Source organism: Cupriavidus plantarum, from assembly GCF_905397285.1.
In the GTDB taxonomy this organism is placed as follows: domain Bacteria; phylum Pseudomonadota; class Gammaproteobacteria; order Burkholderiales; family Burkholderiaceae; genus Cupriavidus; species Cupriavidus plantarum.
The window spans coordinates 656,136-676,056 of the sequence record NZ_CAJPUX010000002.1 but is presented as its reverse complement, the minus strand read 5'-3'; the positions used below and the strand labels follow the sequence as shown (position 1 = coordinate 676,056).

Annotated in this window: 18 protein-coding genes and 1 riboswitch; of the genes, 8 read left to right on the top strand and 10 right to left on the bottom strand. The window is 65.8% G+C overall.

The window, feature by feature from the left end; translation table 11 throughout:
* Window positions 1-82: 82 nt before the first annotated feature.
* Window positions 83-883 carry an SDR family NAD(P)-dependent oxidoreductase gene (locus KHP16_RS11785; RefSeq protein WP_121491529.1) on the bottom strand — a complete coding sequence of 267 codons (801 nt, stop codon included), beginning with the start codon at window positions 881-883 and terminating at the stop codon, window positions 83-85.
* Between the two features lie 136 nt (window positions 884-1,019).
* On the opposite strand from KHP16_RS11785, the gene KHP16_RS11780 reads away from it, so the two are divergent.
* Complete coding sequence (locus tag KHP16_RS11780) at window positions 1,020-1,973, top strand: GlxA family transcriptional regulator (RefSeq protein WP_211960223.1); 954 nt, start codon at window positions 1,020-1,022, stop codon at window positions 1,971-1,973.
* 99 nt (window positions 1,974-2,072) lie between these two features.
* On the opposite strand, the gene KHP16_RS11775 is transcribed toward KHP16_RS11780, so the two are convergent.
* On the bottom strand, window positions 2,073-2,534 hold the full coding sequence (locus tag KHP16_RS11775; protein WP_109583179.1) for an HU family DNA-binding protein: 462 nt from the start codon (window positions 2,532-2,534) through the stop codon (window positions 2,073-2,075).
* Between the two features lie 474 nt (window positions 2,535-3,008).
* On the opposite strand from KHP16_RS11775, the gene KHP16_RS11770 reads away from it, so the two are divergent.
* Window positions 3,009-3,773, top strand: a complete 765-nt coding sequence (locus KHP16_RS11770; RefSeq protein ID WP_121491530.1) for an SDR family oxidoreductase — start codon at window positions 3,009-3,011, stop codon at window positions 3,771-3,773.
* A gap of 45 nt (window positions 3,774-3,818) precedes the next feature.
* Here KHP16_RS11770 and KHP16_RS11765 read toward each other — a convergent pair whose 3' ends face one another.
* The 3 genes from KHP16_RS11765 to KHP16_RS11755 form a co-directional block, all read right to left on the bottom strand.
* Window positions 3,819-4,253, bottom strand: a complete 435-nt coding sequence (locus KHP16_RS11765) for a CreA family protein (protein ID WP_109583722.1) — start codon at window positions 4,251-4,253, stop codon at window positions 3,819-3,821.
* 98 nt (window positions 4,254-4,351) lie between these two features.
* Window positions 4,352-4,840, bottom strand: coding sequence for an acyl-CoA thioesterase (locus KHP16_RS11760; protein WP_109583181.1), 489 nt, complete (start codon window positions 4,838-4,840; stop codon window positions 4,352-4,354).
* A 144-nt stretch (window positions 4,841-4,984) separates the two neighbouring features.
* Window positions 4,985-5,266, bottom strand: coding sequence for an HU family DNA-binding protein (locus KHP16_RS11755; RefSeq protein ID WP_109583182.1), 282 nt, complete (start codon window positions 5,264-5,266; stop codon window positions 4,985-4,987).
* A gap of 474 nt (window positions 5,267-5,740) precedes the next feature.
* Here KHP16_RS11755 and KHP16_RS11750 point away from each other — a divergent pair, with 474 nt between their 5' ends.
* Entirely contained in the window at window positions 5,741-6,943 is a 1,203-nt protein-coding gene (locus KHP16_RS11750; protein ID WP_211960222.1) for an ammonium transporter, read from the top strand.
* Between the two features lie 196 nt (window positions 6,944-7,139).
* Window positions 7,140-8,003, top strand: coding sequence for a mechanosensitive ion channel family protein (locus tag KHP16_RS11745; protein ID WP_109583184.1), 864 nt, complete (start codon window positions 7,140-7,142; stop codon window positions 8,001-8,003).
* Between the two features lie 21 nt (window positions 8,004-8,024).
* Here KHP16_RS11745 and KHP16_RS11740 read toward each other — a convergent pair whose 3' ends face one another.
* The gene (locus KHP16_RS11740; protein WP_179593812.1) at window positions 8,025-9,254 is read right to left on the bottom strand and encodes a Bcr/CflA family multidrug efflux MFS transporter; all 1,230 of its coding nucleotides are present in this window, start codon (window positions 9,252-9,254) and stop codon (window positions 8,025-8,027) included.
* Between the two features lie 335 nt (window positions 9,255-9,589).
* On the opposite strand from KHP16_RS11740, the gene KHP16_RS11735 reads away from it, so the two are divergent.
* A complete protein-coding gene (locus KHP16_RS11735; RefSeq protein ID WP_109583186.1) occupies window positions 9,590-10,180 on the top strand; it encodes a hypothetical protein in 591 nt (196 codons plus the stop codon).
* Between the two features lie 100 nt (window positions 10,181-10,280).
* On the opposite strand, the gene mdoH is transcribed toward KHP16_RS11735, so the two are convergent.
* Window positions 10,281-12,890, bottom strand: coding sequence for a glucans biosynthesis glucosyltransferase MdoH (gene mdoH, locus KHP16_RS11730; protein WP_115953135.1), 2,610 nt, complete (start codon window positions 12,888-12,890; stop codon window positions 10,281-10,283).
* Window positions 12,863-14,422: a glucan biosynthesis protein G gene (locus tag KHP16_RS11725; protein WP_244835815.1), complete on the bottom strand. Its 1,560-nt coding sequence runs from the start codon at window positions 14,420-14,422 to the stop codon at window positions 12,863-12,865. Before KHP16_RS11725 ends, mdoH begins: the two co-directional genes overlap by 28 nt.
* A 419-nt stretch (window positions 14,423-14,841) precedes the next feature.
* Here KHP16_RS11725 and KHP16_RS11720 point away from each other — a divergent pair, with 419 nt between their 5' ends.
* Complete coding sequence (locus tag KHP16_RS11720; RefSeq protein WP_109583188.1) at window positions 14,842-15,243, top strand: RT0821/Lpp0805 family surface protein; 402 nt, start codon at window positions 14,842-14,844, stop codon at window positions 15,241-15,243.
* A gap of 68 nt (window positions 15,244-15,311) precedes the next feature.
* On the opposite strand, the gene KHP16_RS11715 is transcribed toward KHP16_RS11720, so the two are convergent.
* Both KHP16_RS11715 and ribB read right to left on the bottom strand, forming a co-directional pair.
* Window positions 15,312-15,806, bottom strand: coding sequence for a surface-adhesin E family protein (locus KHP16_RS11715; RefSeq protein ID WP_244835762.1), 495 nt, complete (start codon window positions 15,804-15,806; stop codon window positions 15,312-15,314).
* 114 nt (window positions 15,807-15,920) lie between these two features.
* Window positions 15,921-16,598, bottom strand: coding sequence for a 3,4-dihydroxy-2-butanone-4-phosphate synthase (ribB, locus tag KHP16_RS11710; protein WP_211960221.1), 678 nt, complete (start codon window positions 16,596-16,598; stop codon window positions 15,921-15,923).
* A 126-nt stretch (window positions 16,599-16,724) separates the two neighbouring features.
* Window positions 16,725-16,885, bottom strand: a riboswitch (FMN riboswitch).
* Between the two features lie 181 nt (window positions 16,886-17,066).
* Between ribB and KHP16_RS11705 the strand changes: the two genes are divergently transcribed.
* Entirely contained in the window at window positions 17,067-18,380 is a 1,314-nt protein-coding gene (locus tag KHP16_RS11705; RefSeq protein ID WP_121491534.1) for a hemolysin family protein, read from the top strand.
* A gap of 276 nt (window positions 18,381-18,656) precedes the next feature.
* Window positions 18,657-19,913 (top strand): EAL domain-containing protein, encoded by a 1,257-nt coding sequence (locus KHP16_RS11700; RefSeq protein ID WP_211960220.1) that lies wholly within the window; start codon window positions 18,657-18,659, stop codon window positions 19,911-19,913.
* Window positions 19,914-19,921: the final 8 nt, after the last annotated feature.

Below are 19,921 nucleotides of genomic sequence, written 5' to 3'. Positions count from 1 at the left end.
GGCGCAACCTACCCCGGGGAACGCAAAAAGCCGTGGCACATTGCCACGGCTTTTTTATTGCCGAGCGCGTGGATGGAATCTGTTATTGCACGCCAAACCGCGCGGCAGGCTTGCTGTGCGACAGGTTGGGCGCCAGCGCCGCGCGCGCGGCCTCGAACCTGTCCCAGTCCGCCACCTCCGGCAGCGACGGCACCGTGTACACCTCGCCCTGATCGAAGCCGGCCAGCGCCGCGTCCACCAGGTCGTCGCCGCTCATGACCCACTCCTGCGGCAGCGCGTCCACCGAGTGGCCCGCCACGTCCCAGAACTCCGTGCGCGTCGCGCCGGGCAGCACGGCCTGCACGCGCACGCCCTTGCCGGCGAGCTCATGCTGCAGGGATTGCGTGAAGGCCAGCACGAAGGCCTTGGAGCCGCCATACACGCCGTTCAGCAGCGTCGGCGCTACCGCCACGATCGAGGCGATGTTGATGATAGTACCGGCGCCACGGGCCACGAAGGCCGGCACCACGGCATAGGTCAGACGCGTCACCGCGGTCACGTTGATGTCGATCATCGCCTGCATGGCGTCCACGTCCGCCTGCAGCAGCGGCGCGGCGGCGCCCACCCCCGCGTTGTTGACGAGCACCGTGATGGCCGGATCGTCGCGCAGCAGCTGTTCCACGCGCTTCATGCCTTCCACCTTGCCCAGGTCTGCGACGACGATCTGCGCCTTGCGCCCCGTATCGCGCTCGATGCGCGCGGCCAGTTGCTCGAGGCGCGCCTGATTGCGCGCCACGAGGATCAGGTCGTGGCCACGGCGCGCGAGGCGGTCCGCGTAAATGGCGCCGATGCCCGACGATGCCCCCGTGATGACTGCCTTGCCTGCGTTCTGTTGGCTGCTCATGATGTTTGCTCCGAATTGATGGTCGCGCCTGGTTGCGCTGGGTCCGTGTATGGAGCAAAGATTAGTGCCATAATGCGATGACTCAAATGTCACAGAAACCACCTTTTCTGCCATCGTTGCTTTTTTGGGGGCCGCCATGCTCAAGATCGCCATCGCGCTGTACCCGGGATTCCAGGTGCTGAACCTTGCGGTTTCCACCGTGCTCGAGTTCGCCAACAAGGAACTGCCGGAACCGCTGTACGCCGTGCACCTTCTGTCCGAGCACGGCGGCCCCGTGATGTGCTCGGGCGGGTTCACGGTGACGACCGAACCGTTCGACCGCCGCCGCTATGACACCGTGCTCGTGGTCGGCGACAACGACGTCCGCCCGTCGCCGCCCGCACTCGTGGCGTTTCTCCGCCGCGCGGCCAGACACGCGCGCCGTATCGGCGCGACGTGCACGGGGGCGTTCAACCTCGCCGAGGCGGGCGTGCTGTCGGGCAGGCGCGCGACCACGCACTGGTACCACGCGGACATGCTGCGCGAGCGGTATCCCGATATCGAGGTGGAGGACGACCGCATTTTCATCACCGACGGAACGGTATGGACGTCGGCGGGCATGACGGCATGCATCGACCTCGCGCTGGCGATCGTCGAGCGCGACTGCGGCCCCGAGGTGGCGCGCGACGTCGCCAAGAAGCTTGTGGTCTACCACCGCCGCACGGGCGGTCAGTCACAGTTTTCGAAGATGCTGGAGTTGCAGCCGCGTTCGGACCGCATCCAGGCCGCGCTCGACTACGCGCGGTCGAACCTGCAGGAGGAGTTGTCCGTGGATCAGCTCGCGGAGGCCGCGCATCTGAGTCCGCGGCAGTTCGCGCGGGCGTTCCGCGAGGAAACCGGCGAAACGCCCGCGAAGGCCGTCGAGCATCTGCGCGTGGAGGCCGCCCGCGTGATGATGGAATCGGGCCGGCATTCGATCGACGTGATTGCGCGGGAGACGGGCTTCGGCGATCGCGAGCGCATGCGGCGCTCGTTCCTGCGCGCCTACGGTCAGCCGCCGCAGGCGATTCGCCGCATGGTGCGCGGCACGGCCCCCGGCGAAGCGGCATGACAACGAGGGCCCAAAAAAACAAGGCCCTCCACAAGGGAGGGCCTTCGGCAAGACTGACGCCTTAACAGCCGGCGTCAGATACCAGGCGCGCTGTCGCGATCAGGCCGCCGCGTCCTTCAGCTTCTTCAGCGGGCGAACCTTGACCTTCACGCTGGCGGGCTTGGCCGGGAACCAGCGCTCTTCGCCGGTGAACGGGTCCTTGCCGAAGCGCTTCTTCTTGGCCGGCACTTGCTGCGCCGTCACCTTCAGCAGGCCCGGCAGCGTGAATTCGCCAGCGCCCTTCTTGTTCAGCGCGCTAACGATCGTGTTTTCCAGATGGGCCAACACCGTCTTCACGGCCTTCGGCTCCAGCTGGGTCTGCGCCACCAGGTGAGCGACCAGGCTCGACTTGTTGAAGGTGTCCTTCAGCGGCTTTGCGACGGGCGCAGCAGCAGGAGCGGCCTTCTTTGCCGGAGCGGCCTTCTTGGCAGCAGTCTTGGGCGCCGCAGCCTTCTTGGCAGCGGTCTTGGTTGCAGCGGGCTTCGCTGCAGTCTTCGCGGTCGGTTTCGCTTTGGTCGCCATATCCAATAAACAAGAGTTGAACAAAACGTCCGGCACCAATCTCAACGTCCCGTTGCAAGGCTTCCGTACTTGGATACGTTCCACCTTGCAACGAATCGACACGCTGTCGATCCCGGGTGCCGGTACGCACTGAATCATAGCGGAAACCGCCGCGAGTCAAGGAGTTTTCGTAAGCGAGATACGTGAAACCAAGTAAAAACCCCGTGTTTTGTCGCTGGTTTGCGTCAGCGCAAGCGCGTTGGTGGGGGACGTCCCCCCACTTTCGCGTGTCCGGCGCACCGTCGCGGCGTGTACAACCGAGGGCGAACATACGCTCGCGCGGCGCGCCATGCATCGCGCGAATTGCCCGTAGAAAGTTTGCTGATAAGCGTGCCGGGGCGCATGGTTTGCAGTGGACTGCGCGCGTGGAGCGTCTCCATAATGGGTGCGGAACGTGAAAAACGTGAACCGCAAAACTTAGACAGAGGAGACGTCATGTCACTGTTCGATCTGACCGGCAAGGTGGCGATCATCACCGGTTCCTCGCGCGGCATCGGCCGCGCGATCGCGGAGCAGATGGCCGTGCAGGGGGCCAAAGTGGTGATTTCTTCGCGCAAGCTCGAGGCCTGCGAGGACGTGGCCGCGGCCATCAATGCGCGGCATGGCGAGGGCACGGCGATTGCGGTGGCGGCGAGCATTTCGTCGAAGACCGATCTGCAGCGGCTCGTCGATGAAACGAACCGCGTGTTCGGGCGGATCGACGTGCTGGTTTGCAATGCGGCGTCAAACCCCTACTACGGTCCGATGAGCGGCGTCAGCGACGAACAGTTCCGCAAGGTGCTCGACAACAACGTCATTGCCAATCACTGGCTGATTCAGATGGTTGCGCCGCAGATGATCGCGCGGCGCGATGGGTCGATCGTGATCGTGTCGTCGATCGGCGGCCTGCGCGGGTCGCCCACGATCGGCGTCTACAACGTGTCGAAGGCCGCGGACTTTCAGCTCGCGCGCAATCTCGCGGTCGAGTTCGGGCCGCACAACGTGCGGGTGAACTGCATCGCGCCGGGGCTGATCAAGACGGATTTCGCGCGCGCGCTGTGGGAAGATCCGGTGCGCTACCGCCAGTCGACGGAGGGCGCCCCGCTGCGCCGCATCGGCGAGCCGATCGAAATCGCCGGCGCGGCATGCTTCCTCGCGTCGGCGGCGAGTTCGTTCATGACGGGGCAGGCCGTCGTCGTGGACGGAGGCGTGACGATCTGACGCGCCCCCTCACTGTCGCCCTTACTGTCGCCCTTACTCCCCCACTTATTTCACCGGGATCGCGGTCTCTGCCGGGACGGGGACCGCGGTTACCGCGTTCTGCGGGCTGCCGCTGACGATGCGGTCCGAGTAGGTGAGGTAGACCAGCGTGTTGCGCTTGCGGTCCACCGCGCGGACGACATGGAGGGTCTTGAACAGGACCGACATGCGTTCGGAGAAGACGTCCTCCTGCGCGCGCAGGGGGCCCTTGAAGGAAATCGGCCCGACCTGGCGGCAGGCGATCGACGCTTCGGGCGGGTCTTCGGCCATGCCGAGCGAGCCCTTGATGCCGCCCGTGCGGGCGCGGGACACGTAGCAAGTCACCCCCTGCACCTGCGGGTCGTCATAGGCCTCGATGACGACCTTGTCCGACCCCGTCACACGGAAGTTCGTGCTGACGCTGCCGATCTCCTCGGCGCCGGCAGGCCACGACATGGCCATCGCATACGCGATGCCCGCGACGATCGCACCCCTCGCCGCACCCTTCGTCACCCCCGCCACCACCCCACTCCATCGTCCGTTCTGCATACAGGCTCCGCTCATCCGACCGAACGCTGCTTGATATCGACGTGGCGCTTTTCCATTTCCTGCCGCAGCGCGCGACGCTGCTGCGCGGCCTCGAAGCGCTGGCGTTCTTCCTCGTCGCGCGGCTGCAGCGACGGGACCTCCGCCGGCTGGCCGTTGTCGTCCACCGCGACCATCGTGAAGTAGCAGCTATTGGTATGGCGCACGAGCTTCGTGCGGATATTCTCGGTAATCACCTTGATCCCGATTTCCATCGAGCTCCGCCCCGTGTAATTCACCGAGGCCAGGAAGGTCACGAGTTCGCCCACATGAATGGGCTGGCGGAACATCACCTGGTCCACCGATAGCGTGACCACGTAGCGGCCCGCATAACGGCTCGCGCACGCATACGCAACCATATCCAGGTATTTGAGGATGGTGCCCCCGTGCACGTTGCCGGAGAAGTTGGCCATGTCCGGCGTCATCAGCACGGTCATGGAAAGCTGGTGGGACAGATCGTTCATCGCGGGTATTCCATAATCAGCCAGAAGCAAGCATGGCTCGCGCGCGCAGTGTAACCCGGCGCAGCGTCGCGATAAACGAATGGGAAGCAGAAAAAAGAAAAGCGGCCCGGAAGGCCGCCTTGCGACTTGTCGAACGCGAACGGCTTACTTCTTCTTGTTCACGGCGTCCTTGAAGCCTTGGCCGGCCGAGAACTTCACGGTCTTGGCGGCCGGAATCTTGATGGTTTCGCCGGTACGCGGGTTGCGGCCGGTACGGGCGGCGCGCTTGCCGGAGCTGAAGCTGCCGAAACCCACGAGCGTCACCGAATCACCCTTTGCAACTGCCTTCTTGATACTGTCCAGCGCTGCGTTCAACGCGCGCTCGGCGGCGGCGTTGCTCAGTTCTGCATCCGCGGCGATGGCCGATACCAGTTCACCTTTATTCATGGCTGATTTCCCTTGTTGGTCGTCGTCACCGGTGTATCCGCCAGGCGGCAAATCACCGATCGGCGCAGTCTAATCTGCCCTTCGCGCCAAACGCAATCCCAAGTGGCACCAATGCAACGGAAATCGCCGCAAATCGTTCCCTGACAACGCTTAGCGGGGGTTTTACCCCTCTATTCGAGCGATCGAGGTCCGTCGCCGGGGCCGTCCCTCCGCCACTCCACCGCAGGCGTGACGGAGGCCCGATCATGGTGCATCGCACCGATTTGCGGCATGTTAACGCACCGAAATGCGGCGCGTCGGGGTCGCTCGAACCGCCCTTGCGGAGCGTTGTCGTGCGCCCTCGGCGTGGCGATTCGGCTTCGCTACGCCATCCCGGTGCACACCGCACCGCGTTCGGGCGCGTTTCGCCCCGTTTTCGCCCATCGTGGAATGCTTCTTGCGTCCTCGCGCTCCCATTTTGCGCATGAGGTCACAATGGAAAACTGGAAGTCTGGCACGGATGCCCTGTTCATCCTGCTCGGGGCGATCATGGTGCTGGCCATGCACGCCGGATTTGCGTTCCTCGAACTGGGAACGGTCCGAAAGAAAAACCAGGTCAATGCACTCGTGAAAATCCTCGTTGATTTTGCTGTTTCGACGATTGCTTACTTTTTTATTGGTTATACGGTCGCGTATGGCGTTCAGTTTATGTCGAGCGCGGAGGTTCTCGCGCAAAAAAACGGCTATGAATTGGTGAAATTCTTCTTTCTCGCGACGTTTGCGGCGGCGATTCCCGCAATTATTTCCGGCGGTATCGCGGAGCGTTCGCGATTCAGCCCGCAGCTCGTGGCCACGTTCATCCTGGTCGGATTCGTCTATCCGTTCTTCGAGGGCATCGTGTGGAACCAGCATTTCGGCGTGCAGGACTGGATCGCGCGCGTCGCGGGTGCCCCGTTCCACGACTTCGCGGGTTCGGTGGTCGTGCATGCGGTGGGCGGCTGGATCGCGCTGCCCGCCATCCTGCTGCTTGGCGCGCGCCGTGGACGCTATCAGAAGGACGGGCGCATCAGCGCGCATCCGCCCTCCAACATTCCTTTCCTCGCGCTCGGCGCGTGGGTGCTGGCGGTGGGCTGGTTCGGCTTCAACGTCATGAGCGCGCAGAGTGTCGACAAGATCAGCGGCCTCGTGGCGATCAACTCGCTGATGGCGATGGCGGGGGGTACGCTGTCGGCGTGGTGGGCGGGCCGAAACGATCCCGGCTTTGCCTACAACGGTCCGCTGGCGGGACTCGTCGCGGTCTGCGCGGGGTCCGACCTCATGCATCCGCTGGGCGCGCTCGTGACGGGGGCGATTGCGGGCGTGCTGTTCGTGCATCTGTTTACGCTCGCGCAGAACAAATGGCATATCGATGATGTGCTTGGCGTCTGGCCGCTGCATGGACTTTGTGGCGCCTGGGGTGGCATTGCAGCGGGGATTTTCGGGTCGCGCGCGCTGGGCGGTCTGGGCGGCGTGTCGGTCGTCGCGCAGCTGATCGGCACCGCGATGGGCATCGCGATCGCGCTCGTGGGCGGCACCGCCGTCTATGGCGCGCTGAAGAAGTTCGTCGGCATCCGGCTGGATCCCGAAGCCGAGTTCAGCGGGGCTGACCTGACGCTGCATCGGATCTCGGCGACGCCGGAGCGGGAAACCAATTGGTGATCCGCGGTGGGGTCCGGATTCAAGCAAGCCACCTTCGGGTGGCTTTTTTCATGCCGTCCTGCGGATTATTTACTTGAACTTCCGCATTTGCGGGGCCAATAATGCCTTGCCCGCTTGTCGCATTTCTGCCAATTTGCGGCGCCGCGCGGGCCCTCCGTTCCAGCTTTCCCAGCCTTCCATCAACTGGAGAATGCCCATGGATTCCGAATCGCTGCTCAGTTTCCGCGACGTCGTCATCGGCTATGCCACTGTCTTCGGTGTCAAGATCCTCGCCGCACTCGCCTTCTGGATCGTCGGCCGCTGGCTGATCCATTTCGTTGTCCGCATGTTGCAGAAGGCGCTGGGGCGTCAGCAGGTGGACCCCACCCTGTTGCGTTATATCGGCTCGATCGTCACGGTCACGCTGAACATCGTGCTGGTCATCGGCATCCTCGGCTACTTCGGCATCCAGACCACCACGTTCGCGGCGTTGATCGCCGCCGCGGGTGTCGCCATCGGCATGGCGTGGTCGGGCCTGATGTCCAACTTCGCGGCGGGGGCGTTTCTGATCGTCCTCCGGCCGTTCAAGGTTGGAGATTTCGTGACCATTGGGGGCGTGACCGGGACGGTGCGGGAGGTGGGTTTGTTCGCCACCACGCTCGACACGCCCGACAACGTGTTGACGGTGGTCGGCAACAACAAGATCTTTACCGACACGATCCAGAACTTCTCGGCCAACGCGTTCCGCCGGGTCGAGCTCAAGGCGCAGCTTGCGGGATCGACCGATGCCGCGGCGGCGGTGCTGCTGCTCAAGGCGCGCGTTGCCGCCATCCCCAACGTGCTCGACGACCCGCCGGTCGACGTGGAGATCCTGGAGTTCACGCTGGTGGGACCGGTCCTGGCGGTACGCCCGTACTGCCATAACGACCACTACTGGCAGGTGTACTTCGACACGAACCGCGTGATTCGGGAGAGCTTCGGCGAGGCGGGATACGCGGCCCCGATGCCGGCGCAACTGGTCGTCATGCAGAGCGCGCCGGCCATGCCGATGGCGGCGCAGTCGGCCAACCAGGCGGCTTGATGGGAGGCTCGGGTGACCGCGTCACCCGGTCTTCAGTCCCGCATGTCCATACCACCGCATCCCCATGGCCGCCACCCCGCAAACCGCCATGACAACAGCCAGCGGTAACGCTGTTCCATCGTGCCAGAAGCTGACCGCTGCCCCGGCCAGCGTGCCAAGGCCGTATTGCAGCGTGCCCATCAGCGCGGATGCGGTCCCCGCGCGATGTCCCTGATGGGACAGGGCCAATGCCGACGCGTTTGGCAGGATGCAGCCCATGCCGGACAGGCACACAAAGAAGCAGACCAGCAGCAGAGGCAGTGTTGCGAACCCCATCGACGCCGCCACCGCGAGCACCACGCCGGCGAGGCACGGCGCGAACAGGGCCACGCGCAGCACGCCGTCCAGCGACCGCGCGCGGACGAGCCTTGCGTTGACCTGAGCCATGAAGATCAGCCCGAACGCATTCGCGCCAAACACGAAGCCATAGTACGAAGGATCGATCCCATGGAGTTCGATCAACACGAACGGCGAACCGGCGATGTACGCGAACATGCCCGCCTGGGAGCAGCCCGCGGCCAGCGTATAGCCAACGAATTCGCGCGCGCGAAGCAGTTCGGCATAGCTGCGCAGCACGGACCCCGGATGCAGCGGCTGCACGCGCCGCGGATCGAGCGACTCCTCCATGCGGCGATGCACGAGCCAGAGGATCAGCAGCGCGGCCCCGCAATGCACCCAGAAAATCGCCCGCCAGCCCATCGCCGCGAGTACCGCCCCGCCGATGATCGGCGCGAGAATCGGCGCCAGGCCCATCACGAGCATCAGCGATGAAAACGCCCTCGCCGACTCGCGCGCTTCGAGCCGGTCGCGAATGACCGCGCGCGACACCACAATGCCCGCGCAGCCGCCAAGCGCCTCGAGGCAGCGCCACCACATCAGCGATTCCACGCTACCCGCGAGCGCGCACCCCGCCGCCGCCACGGCGTACAGGATCAGTCCGACATACAACGGCGGCTTGCGCCCGAAGCGATCGCTGATCGGTCCGTAAAACGCCTGTCCGATGGCCAGCCCGATCAGAAACGCGCCTAGGGTCAGCTGCACGCGGCTGATATCGACATGCAAATCCGCAGCGAGCGCCGGAAAGCTCGGGAGGTACATGTCGATGGACAGCGGCGCCAGCGCGGTGAGCGACGCGCAGATCAACAGCCAGAGAGGAAAGCGGGGAGACGTGGCCGCGGTGCCCGCAGGGCCCGCGTTCGTAGGTGCCGTCATGAAAATTCCGAAAGCGATGCGGTGAAGCAGAAGGTCCTGCAAAGGCTGCCGGCTGGTGCGCCGCGAAGGCTCGCCAGGGCAGACGGCGATTGTTACATAACCGTGCGTGCCGGAGCGTGTGCCGTGACGCTCGTCAAGTCATGGCTTTCCCCGTATCCACGATTCTGTCGCAAACCGTGCAATGGTCCGAATGCCATACGTGGCGCGGCTTTCACGTGGGCGAGGTGGAGGGTACAATGCCTGCCTGTCGGCGCGCGTGACGTGCCGACCGCGCAGCCAGACGCATCGCGGACGACGGATCATCACGGGAACCGTCCCCGGCAACGTTATCCTGCATGACCAGACAAAATTCGCCGTTGATTGCCACGCTGAGCCTGGCCGCTTTCGCGACCTGGCTGCCGCCTTTGCCCGTGCAGGCGGCACCAGTGCGAGGCGGTCCACCGCTCGCGCAACCCGCCCCGCCGCCGACGCCACCGGCCGTCGACGAAGCGGACGCACTGTCGCGCATGCTGAAAGGCGCCGCTACCGGCCAGAACACCGGCGCGGCCGGCGTGCCCGAATTCCTGCGCAATACCAACCGCCCCGACAGCATCCTCGCGCGCGCGTGCAGGCAACTGAACGACGTGCTGCCGATGGACATCGATGCCGAGACGCGCCTGCGTCGCTGCCAGTCGGTGCCGGGCAAGCACGTACTGTTTCAGCTCGAGCTCACGAACTATCGCGGGCCAATGCTCGACCTTGCCAGTTTCGAGGTCAATTACGCGGCACCGCTGCAGCGGAACATCTGCGCAAACCGGGACGTGGAAATTCTCACCAAGCTTGGGGTAAGCATGATGTTCCGCTACATGACGCGGAACGATCGCGGCGAGCGCCGCGTCGGGGACGTGTATATCAACGCGCCGATCTGTGTCTCCGCCCTGCGGTAGCGATGCAGCGCCACCACGAAACAAGGCCCCGTGTGTCAGACGGGGCCTTGTCGTTTCTGGCGCGCGAGTTTGTGGCGCCCGAGTTTGTGGCGCCCGAACGTCAGGCCGGTCGCGGCCGCAGCGGTAGCACGTTGGCCGCGCGGCGCATCAGCACGCGCGTTTCCTTCCACGCGGCATCCGCTAGCGGCGACGCCCACACCAGTTCATGCAGCTTCGACAGCGCGAACGGATCGCCGAGCAGCAGATGTTTCTGCGTCGCGCTCAGCGAGCCCGGCCCATGCGTCAGCGCGTGCTGCACCAGCGAGGCATGCTGCATGCGCGTCGGCTCGGGCTGCACGCGGCGCGCGCTCGACGTCGCGCACATCAGCGCATTGGTCACCGGATCCACCACCGCATCGACGAAACCCGGCACCTCATGCGCGGACTCCACATGCTGCTGCGTCTCGACGACTTCTCGCGGCACCTGGGTTTCTTCCGGGATCATGAACAGTCCGGCGCGACGGGCGGCCCGGCCCAGCGACACGCGGGACAGGAACACGGACAGCGGAATCGACAGCGCGAGCGAACCGACGATCGGCAGCAGCCACCAGATAAAACCCGGGCTCAGCCAATACACGCCACCGCCCCAGACGAGGCCTAGCAGCGTGTGCCCGCCATGGCGGCGGAACGCTTCGCCCCACGTGGTTTCCGCATCTTCCCGCGGCGGCGATTTCCACGAGATGCCCCAGCCGCTGTAGGCCGCGACCACGAACTTCGTATGGAACAGCATGCGCGTGGGCGCCAGCAGCGCGGACAGCGTGACCTCGATCAACATGCTCAGGACCAGCCGAACCGGCCCGCCGTAGTTGCGCGCGTCCTTCATCAGCAGCAGCACGCTGAGAATCTTCGGCAGGAACAGCAGCGTTGCCGTCGCCGAGAACAGCGCGAGCGCCTTCTCCGGATGCCACTCGGGCCAGGTCGGGAAGAACTGGTACGGCTGCGAGAAATACGTCGGCGGCACCAGCGCGTGCTTGGCGAGCATCGCCGTCGAGAGCAGCAGGAACAGGAACCACAGCGGCGCTGACAGGTAAGCCATGATGCCGGTCAGGAACACCGCGCGGTGCACGGCGTGAAAGCCCTGCTTCATCCACAACCGGAAATTCATCAGGTTGCCCTGGCACCAGCGGCGGTCGCGCTTGACCTCGTCGAGCAGGTTCGGCGGCATTTCCTCGAACGAGCCCGGCAGATCGTAGGCAATCCACACGCCCCACCCCGCGCGCCGCATCAGGGCGGCTTCGACGAAGTCATGGGACAGGATTTCGCCAGAGAGCGGTCCCTTGCCCGGCAGCGGCGCCAGCGCGCAATGCTCCATGAAGGGCTTGATGCGGATGATCGCGTTATGGCCCCAGTAATGGGACTCGCCAAGCTGCCAGTAATGGAGACCGGCCGTGAACAGCGGACCGTACACGCGCGTGGAGAACTGCTGCACGCGCGCATAGAGCGTGTCGCGTCCCACCGCGATCGGGGCGGTCTGGATGATGCCCGCGCCCGGATTCGCTTCCATCAAACGCAGCAGCGTGGCCAGGCAATCGCCGCTCATCACGCTGTCCGCGTCGAGCACGATCATGTAGCGGTACTTGCTGCCCCAGCGGCGGCAGAAATCGGCCACGTTGCCGGTCTTGCGCTTCACGCGGTGACGGCGCCAGCGATAGAAGATGCGGCCGAAGCCGCCGACCGCGCGGCAGATTTCCATCCACGCATCGTGTTCGGCGGTGCGCAGGTCGGGATTGCCGCTATCGGACAGCACGAAGAAGTCGAACGGCGCGATCTGCCCGGTGCGCTCGAGCGATTCGTACGTGGCCCGCAAACCCGCGAACACACGCGTCACGTCCTCGTTGCAAATCGGCATGATCACCGCCGTGCGTGCCTGGGGATCGATCGCCGCATCGCTCGCCGCCGAGCGCGAGATCAGATGCTTGTCGCCGCCCTTGGCCAGCACGAGGAAACCCATCATCGCGGTCCAGAAGCCCGCGGACACCCAGGAGAACAGCACCGCGAACAGCACGAGGATCGCCACTTCGAGCGGATCCGCGCCCTTGTACGGCAGCACGTTGGTCATGGCATAGGTTGCCGCCGCGGTTTGCGCGACCACGAGGCCGAGCAGGAACCAGCGGCGATGCGAACCCGCGGGATGCCACTTGCCTTCGGCGTCGGGGCCGTCGTGCAGCGTGTCCCACGTCTCGGGCACGGGCGGACGGCCCGTCATGCGGCGCCACGTGTTGCGGATCCATCCGCTCACGACATGCGGCGGCCACTGGCGCGGCACCATCGACGCGCGCTCAGGGTCGGGCCCCGTGTTCACATGCACGGTGCCGTCGCCGCGGCGCTGCAGCAGCGGCTCGCCGTCGATCTGCGGGTTGCCGTAGGCCATGCCGAAGCGGCGGCCCACGGAGGCATAGGTGGCGCCGCCCGGCGTCGTCGCGTCGGGGGACGCGGGACGCGGGCCTTCCTTCGAAGGCTCGCGCAGGCCAGCCAGGCGGGTTTGCAATTCAATCATGGCCGAGGGCGTCTCGCTGCCGTCGGCGGGCACGCACGTCACCGGGGTCGGTTGCGCGTCGGCGAGCAGTTCGCTGCGCAGTTCAGGCGAGGCGGGCAGGCGATCGACATATCGCTCGCATGCTGCCGCCAGGGCCGGTCGCTGCTTTAGCCGGGGGGTAAGATGTAGCTCCATGTCTCGGAAAGAGTCGTATTGCCGTTGCGAAGATAGCCGCGCAACTCAACCGGCTTGTTCTCGTCCTTGCGGCGCAGGAACATCGTCATGCGCCATCCGCCCGTTGCCTCGTTCCGTACCACCGACGTCTTGAGCAGTTCACCATTGGCATCGGCCGAGATCACGGGCTCCAGCTTCGTCTCCTCCGGCAGCTTCTTGAACGCGGGACCTTCGAAATCGACGGTCAGCGAGAAGCTCGTATCGTCAGGCTTGCGTGTGAGGCCCTGCCCGCGCCGGGTCTGCGTGACCCACGACAGCGGCGGCAGGTTGGCGGTCTCCTTTTGCCACAGCAGGCGGTATTCGTAGTCGAAGGCCTGCTTCGGCTTCGGCGGATTGTCGGGAATCCAGTACGCGACGATGTTGTCGTTGGTCTCGTCCGGCGTCGGGATCTGCACAAGCTCGATGCGGCCCGAGCCCCAGTTGCCGCGCGGCTCGACCCAGCCGCTCGGGCGGCGCTCATACCAGGAGCCGATCTCCTGATAGTTGTCGAAGCTGCGATCGCGTTGCATGAGGCCGAACCCCTGCGGATTGGTCGAGGCGAACGACGTCACGAGCAGGCGCTTCGGATTCACGAGCGGGCGCCAGACCCATTCACCCGTGCCGAGATGAATCGACAGGCCATCCGAGTCGTGCACTTCGGGACGGAAGTCGAGCGTGCCAGACGGCTGATTCTCGCCGAACAGATACATGCTGGTCAGCGGGGCGAGGCCGAGCTTCGTGACGTTCTCTCGCAAGAATAGTCGCGCCTTGACCTCCATGACAGTTTCCGTACCGGGCTTGATGATGAAGCGATACGCGCCCGACAAGCGCCGCGAGTCCATCAGCGCGTAGAGTGTCAGCTGCTTGTCGTTCGGCCCCGGACGCTCGATCCAGAATTCGGTGAAGCGCGGAAACTCCTCGCCGGAATTCAGGCCGGTATCCACGGCCAGGCCGCGTGCCGACAGGCCGTACCACTGGTCGCGGCCGAGCGCGCGGAAATAACTGGCGCCGAGGAACGATGCGAGCTCGTCTTTCTTGCCCTTGCTGCCCTGGTTGACGGGGTACATCAGGCGGAACCCGGCAAATCCGAGCCCCTTGAGCTTGGCCGGATCGACTTTGTGCGGGCCGTAGTTGAACGCCGTGGGATCGAAGCGGAATTCGCGCACGCTGCCGCCAACGACTTCATTGATGCGCACAGGCTGGTCGAACACCATGCCTTCGTGGAAGAACGACAGCTCGAACGGCAGCCGCGCGTTGCGCCACGCAAAGCGTTCGGGCTTGTATTCGATGTCCTTGTAGCGCTCGTAGGACAGCTCCGCGAGTTCGCGTGGCAGATTTTGCTGGGCAGGCTTGTAAGGCGCGCCCGCCAGCTGCCGCGCGCGCGCGGACACGGTCTCGAAGTCGAACGCGTGCGCGGCGGTGGCTCCCAACAGCGTGGACAACATGAGCGCGCCGGCGCCGAGCCATCGCCCCAGTCTTCCATGCAGGCGTCCGGAAGCGGCACGTGCGCGCATCTCGGGCGGTGGGCAGGCGGAACTGAGCGACAGATCTGGCGAAGGCGTGGCGGTCATGAAGGCCGGTGGAATCGTGCGGTTGAGGGTCGGGAAAGCGCGGGCGATGGGACGGAGCAAGAGCCGGACCATCGTCACCATGCGAGGGCAGACCTTAACAATTCGCGTCTAAAAAGTCACGTTTCGTGCACGCAAGGTTTGCAACAAAATGAAACCCCTGTCGGCTGCAAGCCGCTCCAGGCAAGCGTTTGCGGGCGATCGCCCACTTTTGCCCGGCCATCGCCGACGACGTTCCCACCCCAAGAGACGCTGACGCGGCATGGTGGCGGACGCGCACGTCGCGCATACAATGGACGAGGCGCCACTTCGGAGCGATCCGGGCGGCCGCCCTCCCATCATTGTCACTACCTTCAGGAGCCGTCATGCCCACTCGGAAGTCGATTCGGTCCGCACTGCTTGCGGGCCTGGTCCCCACTATGATGCTCGTCGCCAGCGCCCCCGCCCTGGCCTACTTCGATCATTACCTGTCCGGGAGCATCGTTGGCACGCTGAACCAGAAGGAAGCCGCATCGCTGCAGAAGATCGTCAGGAAGGCGCTCGTCGACACCGCCGACGACACGGCGGTGGAATGGCATTACCCGGCGGAGGGCCGCCGCCAGGCGGTCGACGGCACGATCACGCCCGTGCAGAGCAAGACGGACAAAGGCCAGCCGTGCCGCCGTCTGAAGTCGGAACTCAAGCGCGGCAGCGCGACCGAGGCGTGGTCGGGCTGGTTCTGCAAGCAGTCGAACGGCCAGTGGAAGGCGCGTCAGGTATCGGAGTGACAGACTGACGGACTGACGGACCGGCACGCGGGTACCGCTCGCTCAGTACGCTGGCTCAGTGCGCGCGCTCAGCGGCAGAGTTTGTCGATGAGCTCGCCGGCGATGGTGCCGGACTGCGCGCGCTGCGGCTTGCCGAGCTGCGGCGCGTGGATCGTGTAGATGGACTCGCCGCGCGCGAAGCGCTTGCTATATAGCGTCTGCTCGACCACCGCGTACATCGACGTGGCGCAGTTCAGCACCATGCGCTTGAGCGATGAGCGGATGGTCTCGCCGCTCGTGGTGCGGATCACGCCGGCCGGCGAATTGCGCACCACCACCACGCCGACTTCGCTGCCACGACGCCGCACGGCGGTCTGGTCGAAGTACGAGACCATGCCGCTATTGCCGAGCAACGGCAGCCAGCGCTGCGGATCGGGGGATGTCATTTCAGGTGTGCCACCGCCCATCGGAGACCGGGCACCGGGAAGGTCGATGCCGTCATCGGCATGCGCCGCGGCGGTGAAGCAGGTAGCCGCGATGGCGATGGCCATGGCGGCGGGAACGAGACGAACAGATCGAGACATGGGGCTGCCCTCGTGCGGACGGGAGTCAAAGCAGGGCCCGATTGTCGCATACGCATGCGGGGGCATTGACCCCCGCCCAGCGTATTGTTTCAATTTTATTGCGCGGCGTCCGGCTCAACCTTCGGGGTTGGCCTCGCGCCACGTGACGAGGTCGGCGATCGTCAGCACCGGCAGGCCATGTTCGCGGGCGAAGACGAGTGCTTCCGGCTGGCGCGCCATCGTGCCGTCGGGGTTCATCAGTTCGCACAGCACGGCCGCCGGCGACAGGCCCGCGAGACGCGCGAGGTCGACCGAGCCTTCGGTATGACCGCGGCGCACGAGGACGCCGCCGTCGCGCGCGACGAGCGGAAACACGTGACCCGGGCTGACGATGGCGTCGGCCTTGCCGGAGACGGCGGCGTGGATGGTCGTGATGCGGTCGATCGCGCTGACGCCGGTGGTCACGCCCTCCCGCGCTTCGATCGAGACCGTGAAGGCGGTGCCGTACTGGCTGCGGTTGTTCTCGACCATCGGACGCAGGCCGAGCTCGCGCACGCGTTCGCTCGGCAGGCACAGGCAGACGATGCCGCTGCATTCGCGGATCATCATGGCCATGTTGGCGGGCGTCAGCCGCTCGGCGGCAAGAATCAGGTCGGCCTCGTTCTCGCGGTCGTCGTCGTCGAGCAGCACGACGGGACGTCCCTCGCGCATGGCGTCGAGCGCGAGGGCGATACGCTCGGCCAGCGCGGAGGCGGCGGCGGAACGAGCGGAGTCGGCGGGGGATGTTGCGGGGGTTGTTGCGAGGGTCAGCATTGAAACGCTCCAGATAAGCACAGGACGGTGGGCGTTTCAGGGGAGGACAGGCGCCGACGCGCAACACGCGCGCGTGTTCACACGCACGACGAATCATGACAAATCACGACAAATCGCGAGGCGGCGCCGCATCTTCTTTCATCCGGACTATGACCGTCGGCCCTGGCCTCTCACCAGGTCTGCTGACCCCGCATTCGCATGCGGGCGCTCGCGGGCTCGCCGCCGGTCGTACGGACCCGATGCGACATACCGCCGGTGGGGACTTTCACCCCGCCCTGAAGACGTGACTACAGACGTGAACAAAAACGTCAGGTTGCCGCGAAGATGGCTCTCCGACGGCGGAGCGATGTTAACACGTCCGCACGTTTCCCGCCGGGCGTCGCCCCGGTTTGCGCGACCGACGTCACACGCGGGTGGTATGCTAGGCCTTCTTCTTCAATACCCGCGCGCGACAGGGCGTGCACCCTGATGGAAATTGCCATACTGCTGGCGCTGATTCTTCTCAATGGTCTGTTCGCGATGTCCGAGATCGCGCTCGTCACCGCGCGCAAGGCGCGGCTGCAGCGCCTGATCGAGGACGGTGACCGCGGCGCGCTTGCCGCGGTCAAGCTTGGCGAGGATCCCACGCGCTTCCTCTCTACCGTGCAGATCGGTATCACGTCGATCGGCGTGCTCAACGGCGTGGTCGGTGAATCGACCCTCGCCGCGCCGCTGGGCGCGTGGCTGCAACAGTTCGGCATGGCGGCGACCACGGCCGGTTACGTAGCCACCGCGATCGTGGTGGCGGGCCTGACCTATTTCTCGATCGTGCTCGGCGAGCTCGTACCCAAGCGGCTGGGCCAGCTCGCGCCGGAAGCCATCGCGCGCCTCGTCGCGCGCCCCATCTCGTTCCTGTCGGTCGCCTCGAAACCGTTCGTGAAGCTGTTGTCCGGCTCCACGCTGCTGGTCCTGCGCCTGCTGGGCGTGAAGTCGGATCGCGGTCCCGCCGTGACCGAGGAGGAAATCCACGCGCTGCTCGTGGAAGGGTCCGAAGCCGGCGTGATCGAGCACCACGAGCACACGATGGTACGCAATGTGTTCCGGCTGGACGATCGCCAGATCGCCTCGCTGATGGTCCCTCGCGGCGACGTGATCGCCCTCGACGTGGAAGCGACCGAGGAAGAAAACCTGCGCCGCATCGAGGAATCCGACCATTCGCGCTTTCCGGTCGTGCGCGGCGGCATGCATGACATTCTCGGCGTGGTGAGCGCGCGCCAGCTGCTGGCGCGCCGGCTGCGCGGCGAGCGCGCGGAACTGACGGCGGTGCTCCAGGCGGCCGTGTTCGTGCCCGAAAGCGTGACGGGCATGGAGCTGCTCGAGAACTTCCGCGCGTCGGGCGGCCAGATGGCGTTCGTGATCGACGAGTACGGGGAGGTGCTCGGCCTCGTGACGCTGCAGGACCTGGTCGAAGCCATCACGGGCGAATTCAAGACGGAGACGGCCGGAGAGGAGTGGGCCGTGCAGCGCGACGACGGTTCGTGGCTGCTCGACGGGTTGATTCCGGTGCCGGAACTCAAGGACCGCACGGGCATCCGCGTGGTGCCGGAAGAGGACAAGGAGCGTTACCACACGCTGTCGGGCATGCTGTTGCTGCTGCTCGGCCGCCTGCCGCAGACCGCCGACACCGTCGAGTGGGACGGCTGGAAATTCGAGATCATCGACATGGACGGCAAGCGCATCGACAAGGTGCTGGCCTCCCGCATCCCGCCCGAGGACGGCCCCGAGCCAGAAACGACCGGCTGATCGCCCGTCCGCGCAGGAGACGACGGGCTGATGGCCCATCTCAGGGAGGGGAAAACCGCGCCCTCCCCCATTACTGCAAGCGTTGTCCTCGGGTCAATACGCCGAAGGTTAGGACATTCCCGCTCATAGACGAGAAACAACAGCAAGGGGCGGCTGGCGCACGCCGCGCCGCCCGCGTCTTCTGCTTCCCTCCCGGGCTACCGTATGATGCGAGCCTGCACACAATAAAAACATCACGCATTAGCGTCGGCAGAGCAACAGTCATCTTCCCCCGCCGTGCAACTCGCTCATTTCATCGCCGCCCTCGACTCGCACCGCGCCGCCGCCGGTACCGCGCACCCCCTCGCCGTCTTAGTCATCCGCCTCGACCGGTTTCAGAACGTCTGCGAGACGATCGGCCCGGCGCGCGCCGACCGGCTGCGCGCGTGCATCCAGGCGCGCGTCGGCAGCGTCGCCGCCACGCCCGCCGTCATGCACTGGCTTGGCCCCGCCGACATCGGCGCGGCATGCGTGCTGCCCGAAGGCGTCGGCGCCGCGTCGATCGGCGCCAGCATCGCCGCCGCGCTCGGCCGCCCTTTCCAGATCGACGGCTACGAACTCTTCCTGTCCTGCAGCATCGGCACCTCGCTCGACCACCCGGAAATCGCCACCGAACGCAACTTCCAGCTTGCGTTCGACGCCATGCTGCAGGTCTATCGGCGCGGCGGCGATGGCATCGTCAATGCGGCCGCACCGGTATCACCGCGACTGGGCACCCTGCTTGCCGCGCTGCCCGATGCCCTCGCGCGCGGCGAGTTCGGATTGCAGCTGCAGCCGCGGGCGACGTTCGCCACGGCGGAGGTATCGGGTTACACCGTCCGCGTCCGCTGGCAGCATGCGTTGTTCGGCCGCGTTGCGCCGCAGGACTTTCTGCCGGCGGCCGAAACGCTCGGCATGATGCATGAGATCGGCGGCTGGCTGCTGCAGACGCTGCTGCCGCTGATGCGCGCCACCGAAGCCGTGGCCCCCGTCCAGTTCATGCTGCTGGCATCGAGCGAGCAACTGCTCGGCACCCAGACGCTGGACCTCCTGCGCCGCAGTGTCGAGGACTTCGGGGTGCCCGAAGGCCGCCTGTGCGTCGAGGTGCCGGCCGGCATCGTGCCCGACGATCCCGCGAGCGCGCGCAAGGCCGCGATGCTGCGCGAGGCGGGCGTGCGCATTGCGCTTGGCGACTTCACGGATACCCCGCCGGCACGCCGCGCGCTGGAGCGCCTGCGTCCCGACGCGGTCACGCTCGACGCCCGGCATTTGGGGCAAGCCTCGCGCGCGGACGATGCGGAGCCGCTGCGCGCGGCCTGCACCCTCGCCCGCGAGAGCGGCGCGGTGGTCTGCGCCAAGGGCGTGGAAACGCGCCGGCAACTCGAGATGGTCCGCGACTGGGGGTGCCACAGCATGCAGGGCTACCTGCTGGCGCAGCCGTTCCCCGCTCACTGGCTGGCCCAGACGCACGGGGCGATCGTTTCGCGCGCCCGCCAGTTGCTGGCTGCGGGCTAGCGTGTCAG